Here is a 16,410-nt window from a genome sequence, read left to right as displayed (position 1 = left end):
TTTTCGCTGGATAGCTAAAGCTATGCAGGCTGGCGTAACCCATCGCCAGTCTGCCACTTTACGCCATCAATCCCACTCACGACTCAATTTCAAATAAGCTGAGATCTTTGGCATCGAATTTCCAAATTAGAAATCACTATTTACCAGCTTTTCACTATAAGAATTCTCTCGCGACCCCTTACACTATATCCATAAAATAATAGTGGATATTGCACCATGACCGTTGAAAACAGATTCGCTCAAATCACTCGTGACCCTCATCTTTCACCAAAGCAAAAATCGAACTTCTTAGCCTTAGAGGCAGAAGCGAGCCTGCCCTATGTAGAGGTGTCTGAAGCCGTTGCAGAGGCCAAGGCACAAGGCGTTATCTGTGATATGTTTGAAGGAAACGCACCATTTAAGCCAAGATATGTGCTGCCCGATTACGCCAAGTTCCTAAAGAATGGTTCAGAGTATTTAGAGCTCAGTCCGGCGCAAGATCTCGATGAAGCGCTCAATGCACTGACGATTATTTATCATCATGTGCCATCGGTCACCAATATTCCCGTCTATCTCGGTCAACTCGACGATATTCTACTGCCGTTCTGCCAAGACTTAGCACCTGAGACCATCTACCGTAAGTTAAAGCTATTCTGGATCATGCTAGATCGTACCCTGCCAGATGCCTTTATGCATGTGAACATAGGCCCGACAGACAATATTGTCTGTCGCACCATTTTACGCGTCGATGCGGAGCTTAAGCAGATAGCGCCTAACCTGACCTTTATGTACGACCCAGAGATCACCCCTGACGAGCTACTGCAAGTTGCCGCCAGCAATATCTGTGAGTGCAGCAAGCCGCATATTGCCAACTACCCATTGCATGCCAATAGCTTCGATGAAAAAGGCTTTGGTATCGTCAGTTGCTATAACTCGTTGCCACTCGCGGGCGGTGCGAATACCTTAGTCAGGCTAAACCTGAAAGAGGTCGCATTGAAAGCCAGCAGTTTAGGTGACTTCTTTAGCCGAGTGCTGCCACACTATTGTCAGCTGACCTACGAGCTAATCGAGGCTCGCGCCAAGTTTTTGCATCAAGAGTCTAACTTCTTCAACAGCTTCCTAGTTAACGAGGGGCTGATTGAAGAGTCACGCTTTGCGCCTATGTTCGGCATCTATGGCATGGCCGAGGCCGTCAATATCTTGCAAGGATCACCTGAATTCAACGAAGAGAGCATCGACAAACCGAGCAGCCATTATGGCCATAATTCGGCGGCCAATGAGCTAGGACATAAGATCTCCAAAGCCTTAGATGCCATCGTAAAATCAACGCCTGTAAAATATGGCTACAACGGCCTAGCTCTACTGCACTCACAAGGCGGTATTAGTATAGATAAAGATGTCACTCCGGGCGTGCGTATTCCCTACGGCACCGAGCCAAATCCGATTGCCCATATTCAAGCATTGGCCGAGCATCACCAGTATTACACCTCGGGCATTAGCGACATTCTCACCATAGACGAGACAGTAAAAGCCAACCCACAGGCAATGATGCAACTGTGTAAAGGTGCACTGAATTTAGGTTTCCGCGAGTTTACCGCCAACGTTGCCTCAAATGACCTAGTTCGCGTGACTGGCTATATGATCAAGCTGTCGGACATCGCCAGCTTTAAAGCTAAAGGATCGCGTACCAATACTACATGGCTAGGTGCAGAAGCAGCGCAAAACACTAAAATTTTAGAGCGTCAACCTCGGGTCGTCGCCCATGAACAATCACCCGCTTATGCCGCGGACTGAGCAGTTTAATTAAAGTAGGTAAGGCTAAACATCATGGGCAGAGTCGCCACGGTTAACCAAATTATCCCCTTCTCTTGTGTCGATGGCCCAGGCAGTCGTCTGGTCATCTTCCTGCAAGGGTGTAATTTTAACTGCAAGAATTGTCACAACCCGTACACCATAGATATGTGTGACAGTTGCGGCGACTGCGTGGCCACCTGCCCAGTAGGTGCCCTGAGTTTAACCACTGAGCAAGAAAAATCTAAGGTAGTCTGGAACAGCGAGCTATGCACCCGGTGCGATACCTGTTTAGCCACCTGCCCTAAGCAGTCTAGCCCTAAGACCCGCCAATACAGGGTGCCTGAGATGCTGGAGCTTATCCGCAAGCAAGTGCACTTTATCAACGGCATCACCGTCAGCGGCGGTGAAGCCACCCTGCAGCTGCCGTTTATCATAGAGCTGTTTCAAGCGATAAAATCTAGCCCAGATTTGAGTCATCTAAGCTGCATGGTCGACAGTAACGGTTATGTTTCTGAAGGTGGCTGGCAGCAAGTGATACCTTACCTAGACGGTGCGATGATCGACCTAAAATCATGGCAAGAACACACCCACCGTTATATTACTGATCGAGATAACCACCGAGTATTTAGTAGTTTAAAGCTACTCGCTGCAGAGGGTAAGCTATACGAAATACGCCTACTGTATATTCCGAAAGTGAGTGATTTTGACAGTGAGGTTAATGCCGTAGCCGGCTATTTAAACCAGCTTCCTGCTAGCGTTAGGGTGAAGCTCAACGCCTTTCAACACCATGGAGTGACTGGCGAAGCCCGTCTTTGGGGCACTTGCAGTGAAGCGCAGATGCTTGAGTTAGCTGCACGGCTAACTGAACGTGGGGTTGGCAACTTAGTTTTACCAAGTGTGTATTTGTAGGCTTTCTTGCCAGCCTAACACTGGCGCTTTGCGTTAAAGCGGTGAACCTTTGGCTCTAAACTCATTTGAGACATCAAAGCAGCTTTCGACTTCAGTGGTTCCAATGGCTTGCTGTCGGCGTTTTGATCTGCGATTCCTGTCAACGCATGAGGGCAATCAAAGATAGAACCTTGCAGCTCAGTTTCTTTTGAAACATCAAACCAACTTCCAACATTTATGGTTCCAATGGCTTGCAGCCGGCGTATGTGCAGATACTTCTTAGGCACGCTGCAAGTACGTCCATGTAAGCTCTACGATGGCATCCATGCCATCAAAGGCCTAAGCCTCATCTACACGGGGTTAGAAAAGCAAAACTCTTAGCTTACGGCGTATATATTTGAGCGTGTAAAATCTAAAGCGGTGAACCTTTAAATTCTTCATAACTTGAATCTTCAAACCAACTTCCAGCATTGGTGGTTCCAATGGCTTGCGGCCGGCGTATGTGCAGATGCTTCTTAGGCACGGTGAGTAAAGCGAAGCTTTGAGCTACGAACGAGAAGCATGGATGCTGAACTGGCCCTTAGATATGGATATCGTTGCAAGTACGTCCATGTAAGCTCTGCGATGGCAAACAACATCCATGTTTAAAAGCCAGTTCGGTATCCCTACCTCTCGTTCGAAAGCTTGATAACTTCGTTATCTCTCACCATGCCATCAAAGGCCTAAGCTGTATCTACACTGGGTTAGAAAAGCGAAACCTTTAGCTCACTGCGTATATTTCGAGTGGGTAAAATCTAAAGCGATGAACCTTTGGTTTATCAATGCTTAGGCAGCATTTGATGTAGCTTCCAACAGCTGCGGTTCCAATGGCTTGCAGCCGGTGATGGACAGGATGTCCGAATGTCGTGATCACATGGATGTGAACGAACGTCCTTATGTGCAGAGGTTAAGGTTTTCATTTGCGTGAAACGAGCGCTAGCTTCAATCTAAAGCGATGAACCTTTGATTTATCGATGCTTAGGCGGTATTTGATGTATCTTCCAGCATCAGTGGTTCCAATGGCCTGCAGCCAGCGCATGCGCAGACGCTGCCGTGACACGCTACAAGTCCATCCATGGAAGCTCGGCCATGACATCCATGTCATGGACGGTCACGGCCGCATCTACACTGGGTTGGAAAGCAGAAAAATTTCACCTATTGCGTTCTCAACAAAGAGCAAAAGACTTAGATTCACATAAGACTCACAGGAAACACCAATTCCCCATCGGAGTTGCCGAAGTGCGTTGAAGACTGACTATAAACCAAAGTCCGTGATGCCCACACGGATGTGGGCATAGCTTTCGCGGGGCAGGCCGTTCCTTGACATCTGACCTATAGGGATATTGGAAATGTCATTATGATGTAGGGAACATCATTGACCATGCCATCACGGCATTTGTGAATCCATTAACATCAGATGCCCCATCGGAAGCCTTAGGTTATTTCGAATAAGTACGAGGCCCGTATCTAATGCATGTAACTTCGTCGGGGGCGGCAGGGACTCTTTATGAAAGAAATGGCCAAGAGGGGATTGCTGTTGACCCCTTCTTGCCCGGGTGTGGGATGGAATCCCACGACCTTTATCAAACGAAGTTTGATAGCTTAAGTTCAGGCAAAGCCTGATAAGTGGCAAAGCCACGACTTTAATTGTTAGACGAAGTCTAACCATCAGCCAAAACCACAAAGCAAAAAAAAGCACCCCAGTGGGATGCTTTTTTGTTTTTCTGCCTAACATGAATGCAGACTTGTTAGGCTTATCAAAGTTACCCGATGGTAACTCAATGGGTATCCGATAATGTACGCAAGAGTCGGATTGAAAAGTAGTCCGGTCGAAGCTTCTAATAGCAATGCCTCAGCTCTGTCGAATCCGGCCCAGCCAGCAAAACTAGCTAATGTCGAACTCCCAGTCGATTGAGTCTTCGCTATATCAATGAACTCTCCGACCTAAACCGCTGAATTCAAATTAGCAAAAAAATGTGACGCACGTCAACATTTTTTATTTTATAAATTTAAATACTGTTTAACATTTACTCTAAAACCAATAATTCTACTGGCGAATAATCCAGCAAATAAATACAACATAATTCACTAATTTTGTATCGACTCGGCCAAGATTGAACACTCCAGCTTCAGTCGTTTGCTTTAACGTAAACAACCAATAACGGCTCAGTTTTATCAAACACTAAACCGACTCTTAAGCTCATTTAAACTCTGCTTGAGTAAACTCCACCAACTGTTGATACAACCACCTCAAAGCAGGATCATTCATACTCTGCTTATGCCACACCAAGCTATAAGCCACCTCGCCATAATCGAGTGGCATCGCCTTAGTCACTAGCCCTTTTGCCTGAAAAGCAGTTTCCGCCCAACGCCGCGAACAGGTAAACAGCAGCTCACTGTGATGGCACAAAAGCGCCGCACTACCAAAGTCTGCTACCGATATTGGTACCGCGCGATTACGTGCCTGCTGGGCTAACTGCATCTCAAAAAATGGGGTATTTAGGTCTGAGTCGCTAATGCTGATATGGCTATAACTCAAGTAATCATCGATAGAGATCTGCGCATGAGCCGCCAACGGATGCTCTGGGTTCATCAGGCACACCATCTCATCATTGATCAAGGTCTCCCACACCAACTCTTGTCGGGAGATAGGTGGCTGACTTCTATCATGGGGCAGCAAGATAAAGTCCAAGCTGCCTTTAACTAACCCATCGAAGCCAACGCTGTCTTTAGCAAAAATATCTAAACGGATATTGGGCGCTTGTGTCAGTACGTGAGCCATTAACTTGCCCGCTAATAACTCGAAGGTGCTCTCACGCATCGCCAATGAAAAGCGCCCTTTGTAGTCTGCGGGGTTAAATGCCTCTTGGGTTACCAACTGATTCATATCATTGATAATTTGATGCACACTGGGGCCTAGTCTGCGGGCTAATGGCGTGGCCACCAGCTTGTTACCGTGACGATAGAATAGCTCATCGTCGAGACTCAGCCTCAATTGACTCAGGGTTTTACTCACCGATGAGGGACTTAAACATAAACGTTCGGCACTAACTGTCACGCTCAAGGTATCGAGCATCACATGCAGGGTGATCAGATGCTTCATGCTGATCCGAGAGAGTTTAGCGAGATCCATAAGTCTGCCTAAGAGAGCCGTCTATTCGTAAACGGGAGTAATAGTCATAAACGGGAGTAATAGTCATAAACGGGAATATAGACGCAAATCCCTTTGCGGTATATTGCTAAGCCCGATATTCACGAGCGCCATCGCATATCCCTGCTCCTTCTTCAGCCTGTAGCCTGCTGGTAGCCTTTACTGTTGCTACACGATATCAATAACATGAATTTTCCGTGTTGGAATTTTTGCCGTATAATCTCGGCTCACCAATTTTTAGGCAGGCCAGCATGTTCCATATCGCGCTTTACGAACCCGAAATCGCCCCAAATACCGGTAATATCATCCGCTTGATCGCTAACAACGGCTGCAAGCTGCATCTGATTGAGCCATTAGGCTTCGATTTGGAAGATAAAAAGCTACGCCGCGCGGGATTAGACTATGCCGATCTGGCCAATGTGACTCACCATAAAAACTTTGAGGCCTTCCTTGAAGCCATGGCTGGCAAACGCATCATGGCCTGTACCACGAAGGGGAGCCGCCCACACTCAGAGCTAACCTTTAAGCAAGACGATGTGTTGCTATTTGGCCCTGAAAGCCGCGGCCTACCAGCTGATATCATCGACTCTATTCCTACTGAGCAGCGTCTTCGTATTCCTATGATGTCCACCAGCCGCAGTCTGAACCTGTCGAATGCCGTTGCCATTATCAGCTACGAAGCTTGGCGTCAGTTAGATTACGCTGGTATGTAACCAGGCTCATATTCGAGCACAAATGTTGCAGACACAAAGCCAAAAGCGACCCATCCGTGGGCTTTTGCCATAAGTGTTCCAGGCACAAAGCCAAAAGCTATCCATCCATGGGCTTTTGCCATAAGTGTTCCCGACACAAAAAAGCCGCTAAGTTAGCGGCTTTTTTGTGTATATCTTTCCTCAAATTAATGTAAACCTAGATCCATTAGGTTCGCCATCCTTGGCAAGGGTTCTTCAACTCTAGAACTCATAACCCACAGCAACATTACCTTGAACATCACCGCGACTACATGCCGACTTAGAGATACCCGCGCGGATAACGACTGCGTCAGTTGCACGGTAGCCCATACCAATGGCGACCGCCTTCTTGTCACTGGCAAAACCTAGACCCACACCCACTTGCACTTTACCGACACCATATGGCTGAGGCAGACCAGATAATGCGTTAGTCATGGCGGCATTTTCATTCATGTAATCTTGGAAACCATCGATACGATTTTCAAGTGCTTCTATCTTCTTGGTGTTTTCCTCAATAGCCTTAGTGTTGGCATCGATACGGCCATCTAAGCGCGCCACTTGAGCTGCACCATCACCACGAATAGCGCGGTCCTGCTTATTAAGCGTATCAAAGAATTCTTTCAATGCGGCATCGGTATCCACCTTTGATACCACATCCGCAATAGCCTTCTCGGCAACCTTAGCGACTTCTACCTCAACAGCTTTTGCAGTGTCAGCGTCGATCTCAACATTACTCACCGCATCTTCTATCGCCTTATTAGCTGCGTTATTAGCAATTTGCTTGGCTTCAGCACGAGCCGCTTTCAGATCGGCATCGGTAATCGCTGCACCACCGCTATTTTTAGCTTCTTCGATAGCGGCTTCGTTATCTGCAATGCGTTGACGATTCTCACCGATATGCTCATGGTTTTGGCGAGCTTGGTTTTGAACAACGACCATAGCCTGCTGGGTTTCTTTAAAGTCCCCGTTCAGCTTATTAAACTTGCCATCCACATACTCCTGACCTTTTTCCGCCAAGTCTTTATAGGCGTGCTCACCTTTTGCTAAAGCATCTTCGTAAGCCGCTTGGCCATCTTCACGGATCTGGCTATCGTCGTAACCCTTTTCAGCAACTTCGTCGATACGCTTTGCTAAAGAGTTGTACGCTAACTCCCCTTTACGATCTAGGCCATTAGCAACCGACTCAAGCTTAGCAACTTCACGCGCGCCATCGGCACGAAGAGAATCGTTCATCTTGGCACGTTCAATCTCGCCTGTACGCTGAATCCCATTAGCCACAGATTCAAGTTTGGCAATTTCTCGCGCCCCTTCTGCACGCAACGCACTGTCGTCATAACCTTTGCTTGCAGTTTCATCAATAAGCTTATCAAGACGATCAACTTCAGAATCTAAACGCGCCACTTCCATCTGACCAGACTTATGTAACCCATTAGCCACCGATTCAAATTTAGCGACTTCACGTGCACCATCGGCACGCAGTGAGTTATAAGCAACTTCACCTTTATCGACTAAAACCTCATGCTCTAGCTTAAGATCGGTAATTGCATGGAAGTTTTGACTGACCCCCTTAAACAGACTATCTACATCTTTATCAACATGAGCAGCATACTCTGATGCTTCTTGTCTTAATTGAGTATCGTCATAACCATCGCGATTGATTCTGTCGATGCGCTTCTCAAGACGCGCAGCTTCATTAAAGCCAGCTTTTGCCATGCTGTTTAGCGCTTGAACGCCATCTCTACGTAATGCTGAATCATCAAAAGAGATATCATCGATACGCTTATCGAGACGAGCAGCTTCATTAAAGCCAGCTTTTGCCATGCTGTTTAGCGCTTGAACGCCATCTTTGCGCAATGCCGAATCATCAAAAGAGATATCATCGATACGCTTATCGAGGCGAGCCGCTTCATTAAAGCCAGCTTTTGCCATGCTGTTTAGCGCTTGAACGCCATCTCTACGTAATGCTGAATCATCAAAAGAGATATCATCGATACGCTTATCGAGACGAGCAGCTTCATTAAAGCCAGCTTTTGCCATGCTGTTTAGCGCTTGAACGCCATCTTTGCGCAATGCCGAATCATCAAAAGAGATATCATCGATACGCTTATCGAGGCGAGCCGCTTCATTAAAGCCAGCTTTTGCCATGCTGTTTAGCGCTTGAGCGCCATCTTTGCGCAATGCTGAATCATCAAAAGAGATATCATCGATACGCTTATCGAGGCGCGCCGCTTCATTAAAGCCAGCTTTTGCCATGCTGTTTAGCGCTTGAACGCCATCTCTACGTAATGCTGAATCATCAAAAGAGATATCATCGATACGCTTATCGAGACGAGCAGCTTCATTAAAGCCAGCTTTTGCCATGCTGTTTAGCGCTTGAACGCCATCTTTGCGCAATGCCGAATCATCAAAAGAGATATCATCGATACGCTTATCGAGGCGAGCCGCTTCATTAAAGCCAGCTTTTGCCATGCTGTTTNCCATCTCTACGTAATGCTGAATCATCAAAAGAGATATCATCGATACGCTTATCGAGACGAGCAGCTTCATTAAAGCCAGCTTTTGCCATGCTGTTTAGCGCTTGAACGCCATCTTTGCGCAATGCCGAATCATCAAAAGAGATATCATCGATACGCTTATCGAGGCGAGCCGCTTCATTAAAGCCAGCTTTTGCCATGCTGTTTAGCGCTTGAGTGCCATCTTTGCGCAATACTGAATCATCAAAAGAGATATCATCGATACGCTTATCGAGACGAGCCGCTTCATTAAAGCCAGCTTTTGCCATGCTATTTAGCGCTTGAGTGCCATCTTTGCGCAATGCTGAATCATCAAAAGAGATATCATCGATGCGTTTATCGAGACGCGCAGCTTCATTAAAGCCAGCTTTTGCCATGCTGTTTAGCGCTTGAACGCCATCTTTGCGCAATGCTGAATCATCAAAAGAGATATCATCGATACGCTTATCGAGGCGAGCCGCTTCATTAAAGCCAGCTTTTGCCATGCTGTTTAGCGCTTGAGTGCCATCTTTGCGCAATACTGAATCATCAAAAGAGATATCATCGATACGCTTATCGAGACGAGCCGCTTCATTAAAGCCAGCTTTTGCCATGCTGTTTAGCGCTTGAGTACCATCTTTGCGCAATGCTGAATCATCAAAAGAGATATCATCGATACGCTTATCGAGGCGCACAGCTTCATTAAAGCCAGCTTTTGCCATGCTGTTTAACGCTTGAACGCCATCTTTGCGCAATGCTGAATCATCAAAAGAGATATCATCGATACGCTTATCGAGGCGCGCAGCTTCATTAAAGCCAGCTTTTGCCATGCTGTTTAGCGCTTGAGCGCCATCTTCACGTAACAGATTTTGATTCTTATCTAACTTAACAATGTTGTCATGCTGTTGCTGTATAGCACCAGAAATAGTTTCATGACCCGTTTTGTTACGAGTGATTTCCCAATCACCAATATTCTCTTTTGCATATTCATTAATCGACAGTATCTTGCTTCGATTATCAAGAATATCGATAGTATTGCGCTCTACCTTATTGTTTACGCTCACAAGGTTCTTGGCTAAGCTAAGCTCCCCCTTAAATTTTTCAGCATATTCATAACGCTCATCTTGCGAGCCGATAAACAAGTCATTCTGCTCTACCGCCTCTCGAATACTACGGCTATCTTGAGCAAACACATTAGTAGACATTACAGATAAAACAGACAAAGCGATGATTGATTTTTTCACAGTAAAATACCCTAGTTGGTGTTAATTCCTGTGAAGCATTTTGGGTATTCGTCGATTACTAGGCATCACTAAGAGGATTAAGAAAGTTAGTATTAAAAACCAGCACTAACAGGAAGTTCCCACCTTTTCACTGGTAAGCTTAACTTTGACGGTTTTAAAATGAGGTTGGGATTGCAGACACAAAAAAGCCGCGATAGTCGCGGCTTTTTGCTGATTACACTCATGAGTTATGTTCGAGGGGAGCTTAACCGCCGAAGCCAACTTCGGTGATACCCACCTGCTTGACCTTGCCATACTCCTTGGCAATCGGCGCTATCTTGGCCGCGTTGCCTATGATGACAAACTGTAGGTTTTCTTTCGGGAAGTAAGTATCGATTAAACGCTTAGATTCCTCTAGCGTTAAGCCATCCACCTTTGCCTGAAACTCGTTGATAAAGGCATCGTCGAAACCGTACAGGTACATATCTGTCATCAAGCCTGCAAGCTGGCTGCTGGTCTCATACTTAGGCGGGAACTGGCCTTTTACATAAGCTTTGGCCGAGTCCAAGGTGGCTTGGTCTAAGCCTTGCTGCCACAACCTTGCATAGGTCTTAAGTGCAAGGTCAATGGTTTCCTTGGTGGTTGCGGTCTTAGTAAAAGTGCTGATCTTAAAGGTACCCGCGGCAGAGTAGGCACTAAAACCTGAGCGCGCCCCATAAGTCAGACCCGCATTGACTCGTAACTCATCATTTAGCCATGAGGTAAAGCGACCACCTAAGATGGTATTGACCACGGTAAGCCCAACAAAATCTGGGTTATCACGGCTGATCCCCATGCCACCGATCAGGAAAGTAGTCTCGATGGCATCTCCCTTATCCACCAGCAACACCTCACTGTTATCAAACCTAGGCAGGCCTTTTGACAGCTCGACTAGCGATACGGGCTCAGAGTCTTGCCAATCTGCAAACAAACTTTCTAACTTGGCCTGCATCTGTGCAGGTTCAAAGTCCCCCACAACACTGATGGCCGTGTTTGATGGCTGATAGTAGCTCTTATGGAAGGCCCGAAGTTGTGCAATGGTCAGCTCGGCTAACGAATCGCGGTTACCCGATGTAGCATTACCGTAGGGATGCTCACCGAAAACCAGCTTATCGAAGTAACGGCTGATCACCGCTCGCGGACTCTCTTTCGATTGCGATAAACCGGCAATTTCTCGCTGGCGTAACTTATCAAACTCTTTGGTATCGAAATCTGGCGCAAGCAACATATTCTTGATTAGCGGCAGCATCTTGTCGGAATCTTTCGCCATAAAGTTAGCACTAATATAGCTGCCCTCTTTACCAGCACCACTGCTTAGGCTGGCCCCTAAGAAATCCACCTCTTGTTCTATCTCAAGCTTACTCTTGCCACCAGCACCTAGCATCAAACCTGCTGCGGTCATCTCCGCGACACCTGAAGTGGTGTCGTTGACGGCTCCCGCTCGAACTATAGCGTCCACAGTGATGAGTGGCACTTCACGCTGGGGCATCATATACACGGTTAAACCGTTAGAAAGGATTACCTTTTGATAGGCTGGCACGCTAAAACTGCCGGTATCCACTGTGTTGCTACTCTCGGTATTAGCGGCACACCCCGTAAAAGCTAACGTACCCGCAACGGCCATCGCTGTGATTAATTTCTTCGATTGCAGCAGGGCTTTCGAGGCGCTTAGGGTTGAATTACACTTTCTCATTGGTCAGCCTCCTCGGTTGCAGCCAGCACGGCAACGGTGCGATTTGCACGTTTCAGGTAAGTTTGCGCCACACGCTGAATATCTTCAGGCGTGACCTTGTTATAGGCCTCTGGTGCGTTAAACAGCTTGTCATAACTGCCGAAGAATAACTCATAGGTGCCTATGGTATTGGCCTTACCGTTAATGGTTTCCATGGCGCGATAAAAGCCCATTAACTTGATATTTTTTACCTTTTCAAGCTCCTCAGCCGTTACACCGTCACGAGCAATGCGGTTGATCTCGCTGATCATCGCATCTTCTAGCTCCGGCGCAGTCACTCCTGGATTAGCCACGCCCATGACATAAAACAGGTTCGGGTCGAATGACATTGGCATATAGGTATCGACTTCGATAGCGATTTGCTTATCGACTAAGCCTTGATACATGCGCGAGCTGTTGCCTGTGGTCAAGATGGATGACAGTAGATCTAGGGCGTAATAGTCGGCATTTGAGGTGGCAGGAATGTGGTAGCCTAGCATAACATTGGGAGTACTTACCGATGCCTTCTGCACGAAGACGCGGCGCTCCCCCTTTTGTAGCGGCTCGACAGTTTTCACCTCTCGCGGTGGTGCCTGTGCAGGAATAGGCGCAAAGTATTTATCGGCTAACCGCTTCACTTCGGCCAATTTCACATCGCCAGCTATCACCACTACCGCGTTGTTTGGTGCGTAATAGGTCTTGTGGTATTGGGTTAAGTCTTCTAACGTCCAAGCGGCAATATCTGATTCATGGCCGATGACCGACCAGCTATAAGGGTGCGCTCTGAAGGCGGCACCTTTAAGCTCTTCTTGCAACACGCGCCAGTTAGAGTTTTCTAGCCCGGTCAAACGTTCTGAGGCCACTACGCCACGCTCACTTTCGACCATCTGCTCGTTGATATCTAAATTCTCGATACGATCGGCTTCAAGATCAAAAATAGTTTCTAGTGCGCTTGCAGGGAACCAGTCGGTATAGACGGTTAAGTTCTCCGTGGTATAGGCGTTGTTTGCCCCACCAGCCGCTTCCATGGTGCGGTCAAACATCTTAGGGCCATATTTCTTCGAACCATTAAACATCATGTGTTCAAAGAAGTGCGAGATCCCGGTGATCCCCGGCACCTCATTGCGTGAGCCCACCTTCCAAAAAAGGTACATATTGGCGTTAGGTATCGAACTGTCTTCCAATACCATAATCTTCATGCCGTTATCCAAAGTGAAACTCTGGATATCTTTGGCCTGCGTTGCTTGTACCATTGGCGTTGCTAGCAGCAGGCCAATAGACAGTACCAACGCCTTAGTGTAGCGCTTCATTATTCGCTCCTTGTTTAAGCACCCTCGCCATCAAGAAGATGGCGGAATGTCATTCCTCGATTTTGACTCTGAACTGGTGTGATTAGCTGTGCGCGATCATTGACCACAATAAAATCAGTTAACATCAAAAAGCAATTTGTCATGAAAATCAAATGAACAACGACAAACATTTGTAACCTCTGGTTAATCTGACATAAACCCAGTTGCATGCTAACTTTAACTACGCTTATATATCATTTCGCTTAGAGCCTATTTCATGAACCAAAGGACGTTTATGTTATCAGAGAGGGATTTCAACACCTTAGATAGTCTCACCTGCAATACAGAGGTGCACCTACAACTACTAACGCCGACAAGTAACATACGCCTGCGCAGTCGCTTAATTGGTGTCGACCCCGGGCGTGCGGTGATCTTAGCCCATGGCAATGACAAGGCTTGGCGGGGTGCCAGTGCGTTTATTACCGACAAGCAGAGCGTGATAGTTAGGGTCGTCAGTAGCGATGAGCAAGATGCCAATATCTTAGCGTTTAGAAGCAATATTCACCAAGTCATCTCTGTTGTGGGACGTTGGCTCGTTATACGCTACCCAGGAGAGCTACAAACCGTTTCCCTAAGGCAGCACTCACGCATCCCAATCAATATCAGCGCCAGCTTAATAAGGATAGACTCCGATGAGATCCTCTCGACAGGCTACCTAAGGGATATCTCTATTAAGGGGGGCGCCTTTGTCAGCGAGGCACTAGCTAGTGCTAATATCGATAGTCAGTATCGACTTAAGATGAACTTCGATGGCGAGGAAAAGAGCATAGCTATTACCATCAAAAATCAGCAAGAGCTCGATCCCTCTTCAAGACTCGCTCAATACGGATTTACTCTCGATGCCGAGTTAGAGCAGAATGAGCACTTGGTGCAGCAGATCATCTTACTGCACCTAAACCAGTAACCTTAGCTACCGCTTACTGCGCTAAAAACACCTGCTCTATCTTGTGTAGCAATTCTGGCGATTTAAGCTCAACCTCTCCTGTCATCAGGAAGGAGAAATTCTCTGCGATGATCTCTTCAGGGTGGATAATATAGTTAGTATTGCGACCAATCTGCTTAAAGAAGCCTTTAAATTCAGATACCTTTACAATTTGTGCATTATCAGGATCGTAAGCTGTCATATTAGGCTGCTCGTCACTGCCGATAACCACAAACATAAACTCGAGGTAATCAAAAAACTCTCCGCCTCGCTCTAAGCTGTATTGCTCATCCTCTGAGTACAGAATCGGCACCACCCAGACCATTTTCCCCTGATAGCTGACCCTGATAGCAAAGTCATTAATCGGTGCATCTGGATTAGTAATTTTTTGCTTAGCAATCGGTGCTGGAAAAGGAATTTCCCCCACAGGGTAGAACCCAATTGCTTGATAAAGCTTTCGCTTCATTTCAGGGTTAAAACGAGAATAGACATGTAATAGTTCATGGGCAATTAAGCTGGGTAATCTTGACACATTGGCAAGCTGCTTCTGCTGCAGTACGATAGCTTGACCGCGAGTATAAGCGGCGCCTCCCTCCTCGAGCCCAGTCGTCTTAATAAACTCAATCGGCTCAGGTAACACCACGTTCAATGACTTCAACTTAGGTTGAAGCTGCGCAAATGCTTGCGTCACGGCGCTGCGCTCTTGGGGCGTCCAGTTTAAGGTCTGCTCGCCAACAAAGCTTAAATACTCACGCTTAGTCGGACTATCTTCTCGCTTCATCCGTGAGGCCATATCAAATTGGCTGATCCCACGCACGAAATCATCCTCTTGAGTCAGTACTTCGGCTGCATCCTCTTTATTCAAGAAGCTAATCACCTCATGGTTTGCGGCCATAGCGGCGCTCGATAGCGCCAGGCTTAAACAGATCCACAGCGAGTAGATAGATGTCCATCTTGCTATTTTCATGTCGTTCATTCCTTTGTTCATATTTTCGCAAAACACTTGCCCGCCCACCATTAAGGCAGGGGAAGTTTAAGGTTTAGTAAGCAGAACTACATCATTCCCCAGTACATCTAAGCGCCAATCATAGTGCTGCGCTATCCACTCGAAAGTCGCCGTTGAGTAAAAACGAATATGAGTCGGATCGCCTTTATAATGCCACCTGCTGAAAGCCTCAAGATCGCCTGCGCGCTTAGTCATAATCATCAGTAAACCGCCCGGTTTTAACAGGCTATCTAATGTCGCTAATAAAGACTTAGCATCCGCGACATGTTCAATCACCTCTGTAATAGTGACAAAATCATATTGCTTCTGCAGCTTTTTAGGATCGTGACAATAATAGAGATCGTAATTCTCAACTTTAATGCCCTTTTCTGCTGCCATCACGCTGATCGTTGGGCCTGGGCCACAGCCAAAATCTAACCCCTCGGCGTCTTGAGATACTCGCTCCAAAACAGGATCCAGCGCCCTTGACAAAAATTTGCGATAGCCGAGATCATCTGGATTATTTTGATGCTGATCGTAAACCGCTTTTTCGTCCTCACTGTTGAGTAGGAAGCTATCTGGAACACTGACCAGCTGGCAATTATCGCAGCGCTGATACGCTCTAAACTTATCTTGATGGAAAGCCTGTAAACTAGGCTGCTGACACAGGGGACAAATACTCACAGGATATTCCTAACTCTACTCATTTGGTAATCATTCACTATTCAAAAGGTTTGGGGATTTTGCGTTCGCGACTTGCCGCTTCTTTCGCTTCCCGCAAGTACTTCTCTTGACGAGATTCTCGCTGATTAAATTGCTGCTGCGCCTTCTCTCTTTGCTCGCTTTCCCAGTCGCCAGACTCCTGTCTATCCAAGACTTTCTTTTCTCGCGCCTCAGTCTGCTTTGCTGCTTCACGGGCTTTTTTCAGCTGTTCGCTCTCGACTCGCAGCTTAGCTTTTTCCGCTTGTTCAGACAAAGAGTCGGTACGGTTCGTTGCTGGCTGTGCAGCCATTAATCCAGAACTGCTCAACATGATGACACTTATCGCCAACACGTGTGAAAGCGATAGAAAATGTTTAATTGCCACTGTTATTCCTTGTCCTAACA

Annotated in this window: 11 protein-coding genes; 4 read left to right on the top strand and 7 right to left on the bottom strand. The window is 46.8% G+C overall.

Features of this window, described 5'->3' with window-relative positions; all coding sequences use genetic code 11:
* Positions 1-216: 216 nt before the first annotated feature.
* Together L1D44_RS06440 and L1D44_RS06435 are read left to right on the top strand one after the other, a co-directional pair.
* Complete coding sequence (locus tag L1D44_RS06440) at positions 217-1,773, top strand: YjjI family glycine radical enzyme (RefSeq protein WP_239889384.1); 1,557 nt, start codon at positions 217-219, stop codon at positions 1,771-1,773.
* Between the two features lie 33 nt (positions 1,774-1,806).
* Complete coding sequence (locus tag L1D44_RS06435) at positions 1,807-2,682, top strand: YjjW family glycine radical enzyme activase (RefSeq protein ID WP_239889383.1); 876 nt, start codon at positions 1,807-1,809, stop codon at positions 2,680-2,682.
* A 2,218-nt stretch (positions 2,683-4,900) separates the two neighbouring features.
* Here L1D44_RS06435 and L1D44_RS06430 read toward each other — a convergent pair.
* Positions 4,901-5,833, bottom strand: a complete 933-nt coding sequence (locus tag L1D44_RS06430; RefSeq protein ID WP_239889382.1) for a LysR family transcriptional regulator — start codon at positions 5,831-5,833, stop codon at positions 4,901-4,903.
* A gap of 269 nt (positions 5,834-6,102) precedes the next feature.
* On the opposite strand from L1D44_RS06430, the gene trmL reads away from it, so the two are divergent.
* Complete coding sequence (gene trmL / locus L1D44_RS06425; RefSeq protein WP_012157137.1) at positions 6,103-6,564, top strand: tRNA (uridine(34)/cytosine(34)/5-carboxymethylaminomethyluridine(34)-2'-O)-methyltransferase TrmL; 462 nt, start codon at positions 6,103-6,105, stop codon at positions 6,562-6,564.
* Between the two features lie 240 nt (positions 6,565-6,804).
* Here the strand turns inward: trmL and L1D44_RS06420 are convergent, their stop codons facing one another.
* The 3 genes from L1D44_RS06420 to L1D44_RS06410 all read right to left on the bottom strand — a co-directional run bounded on the left by L1D44_RS06420 (position 6,805) and on the right by L1D44_RS06410 (position 13,357).
* A complete protein-coding gene (locus tag L1D44_RS06420; RefSeq protein WP_239889381.1) occupies positions 6,805-9,051 on the bottom strand; it encodes a YadA C-terminal domain-containing protein in 2,247 nt (748 codons plus the stop codon).
* 1,511 nt (positions 9,052-10,562) lie between these two features.
* Positions 10,563-12,029 (bottom strand): pitrilysin family protein, encoded by a 1,467-nt coding sequence (locus tag L1D44_RS06415; RefSeq protein WP_239889380.1) that lies wholly within the window; start codon positions 12,027-12,029, stop codon positions 10,563-10,565.
* Positions 12,026-13,357: a pitrilysin family protein gene (locus L1D44_RS06410; protein ID WP_239889379.1), complete on the bottom strand. Its 1,332-nt coding sequence runs from the start codon at positions 13,355-13,357 to the stop codon at positions 12,026-12,028. The genes L1D44_RS06415 and L1D44_RS06410 overlap by 4 nt, the downstream gene beginning before the upstream one ends.
* 274 nt (positions 13,358-13,631) lie before the next feature.
* On the opposite strand from L1D44_RS06410, the gene L1D44_RS06405 reads away from it, so the two are divergent.
* A complete protein-coding gene (locus L1D44_RS06405; protein WP_239889378.1) occupies positions 13,632-14,300 on the top strand; it encodes a PilZ domain-containing protein in 669 nt (222 codons plus the stop codon).
* A 13-nt stretch (positions 14,301-14,313) separates the two neighbouring features.
* Here the strand turns inward: L1D44_RS06405 and L1D44_RS06400 are convergent, their stop codons facing one another.
* The 3 genes from L1D44_RS06400 to L1D44_RS06390 form a co-directional block, all read right to left on the bottom strand.
* Entirely contained in the window at positions 14,314-15,285 is a 972-nt protein-coding gene (locus L1D44_RS06400; protein ID WP_239889377.1) for a hypothetical protein, read from the bottom strand.
* A gap of 66 nt (positions 15,286-15,351) precedes the next feature.
* Positions 15,352-15,987, bottom strand: coding sequence for a class I SAM-dependent methyltransferase (locus L1D44_RS06395; RefSeq protein ID WP_239889376.1), 636 nt, complete (start codon positions 15,985-15,987; stop codon positions 15,352-15,354).
* 37 nt (positions 15,988-16,024) lie between these two features.
* Entirely contained in the window at positions 16,025-16,390 is a 366-nt protein-coding gene (locus tag L1D44_RS06390; RefSeq protein WP_345773627.1) for a hypothetical protein, read from the bottom strand.
* Positions 16,391-16,410 lie beyond the last annotated feature (20 nt).

Source organism: Shewanella sp. Isolate13 (genome assembly GCF_022398325.1).
Taxonomy (GTDB): domain Bacteria; phylum Pseudomonadota; class Gammaproteobacteria; order Enterobacterales; family Shewanellaceae; genus Shewanella.
This window is presented reverse-complemented; position numbering and strand designations above follow the sequence as displayed.

What these genes read in the sequence shown, in the direction of transcription:
- L1D44_RS06420 (WP_239889381.1), bottom strand. Translation starts at nt 9,051, where the DNA reads ATGGCAAAAGCTGGCTTTAATGAAGCGGCTCGCCTCGATAAGCGTATC.
- L1D44_RS06400 (WP_239889377.1), bottom strand. Translation starts at nt 15,285, where the DNA reads ATGAAAATAGCAAGATGGACATCTATCTACTCGCTGTGGATCTGTTTA.
- L1D44_RS06430 (WP_239889382.1), bottom strand. Translation starts at nt 5,833, where the DNA reads ATGGATCTCGCTAAACTCTCTCGGATCAGCATGAAGCATCTGATCACC.
- L1D44_RS06410 (WP_239889379.1), bottom strand. Translation starts at nt 13,357, where the DNA reads ATGAAGCGCTACACTAAGGCGTTGGTACTGTCTATTGGCCTGCTGCTA.
- L1D44_RS06405 (WP_239889378.1), top strand. Translation starts at nt 13,632, where the DNA reads ATGTTATCAGAGAGGGATTTCAACACCTTAGATAGTCTCACCTGCAAT.
- L1D44_RS06440 (WP_239889384.1), top strand. Translation starts at nt 217, where the DNA reads ATGACCGTTGAAAACAGATTCGCTCAAATCACTCGTGACCCTCATCTT.
- L1D44_RS06435 (WP_239889383.1), top strand. Translation starts at nt 1,807, where the DNA reads ATGGGCAGAGTCGCCACGGTTAACCAAATTATCCCCTTCTCTTGTGTC.
- trmL (WP_012157137.1), top strand. Translation starts at nt 6,103, where the DNA reads ATGTTCCATATCGCGCTTTACGAACCCGAAATCGCCCCAAATACCGGT.
- L1D44_RS06415 (WP_239889380.1), bottom strand. Translation starts at nt 12,029, where the DNA reads ATGAGAAAGTGTAATTCAACCCTAAGCGCCTCGAAAGCCCTGCTGCAA.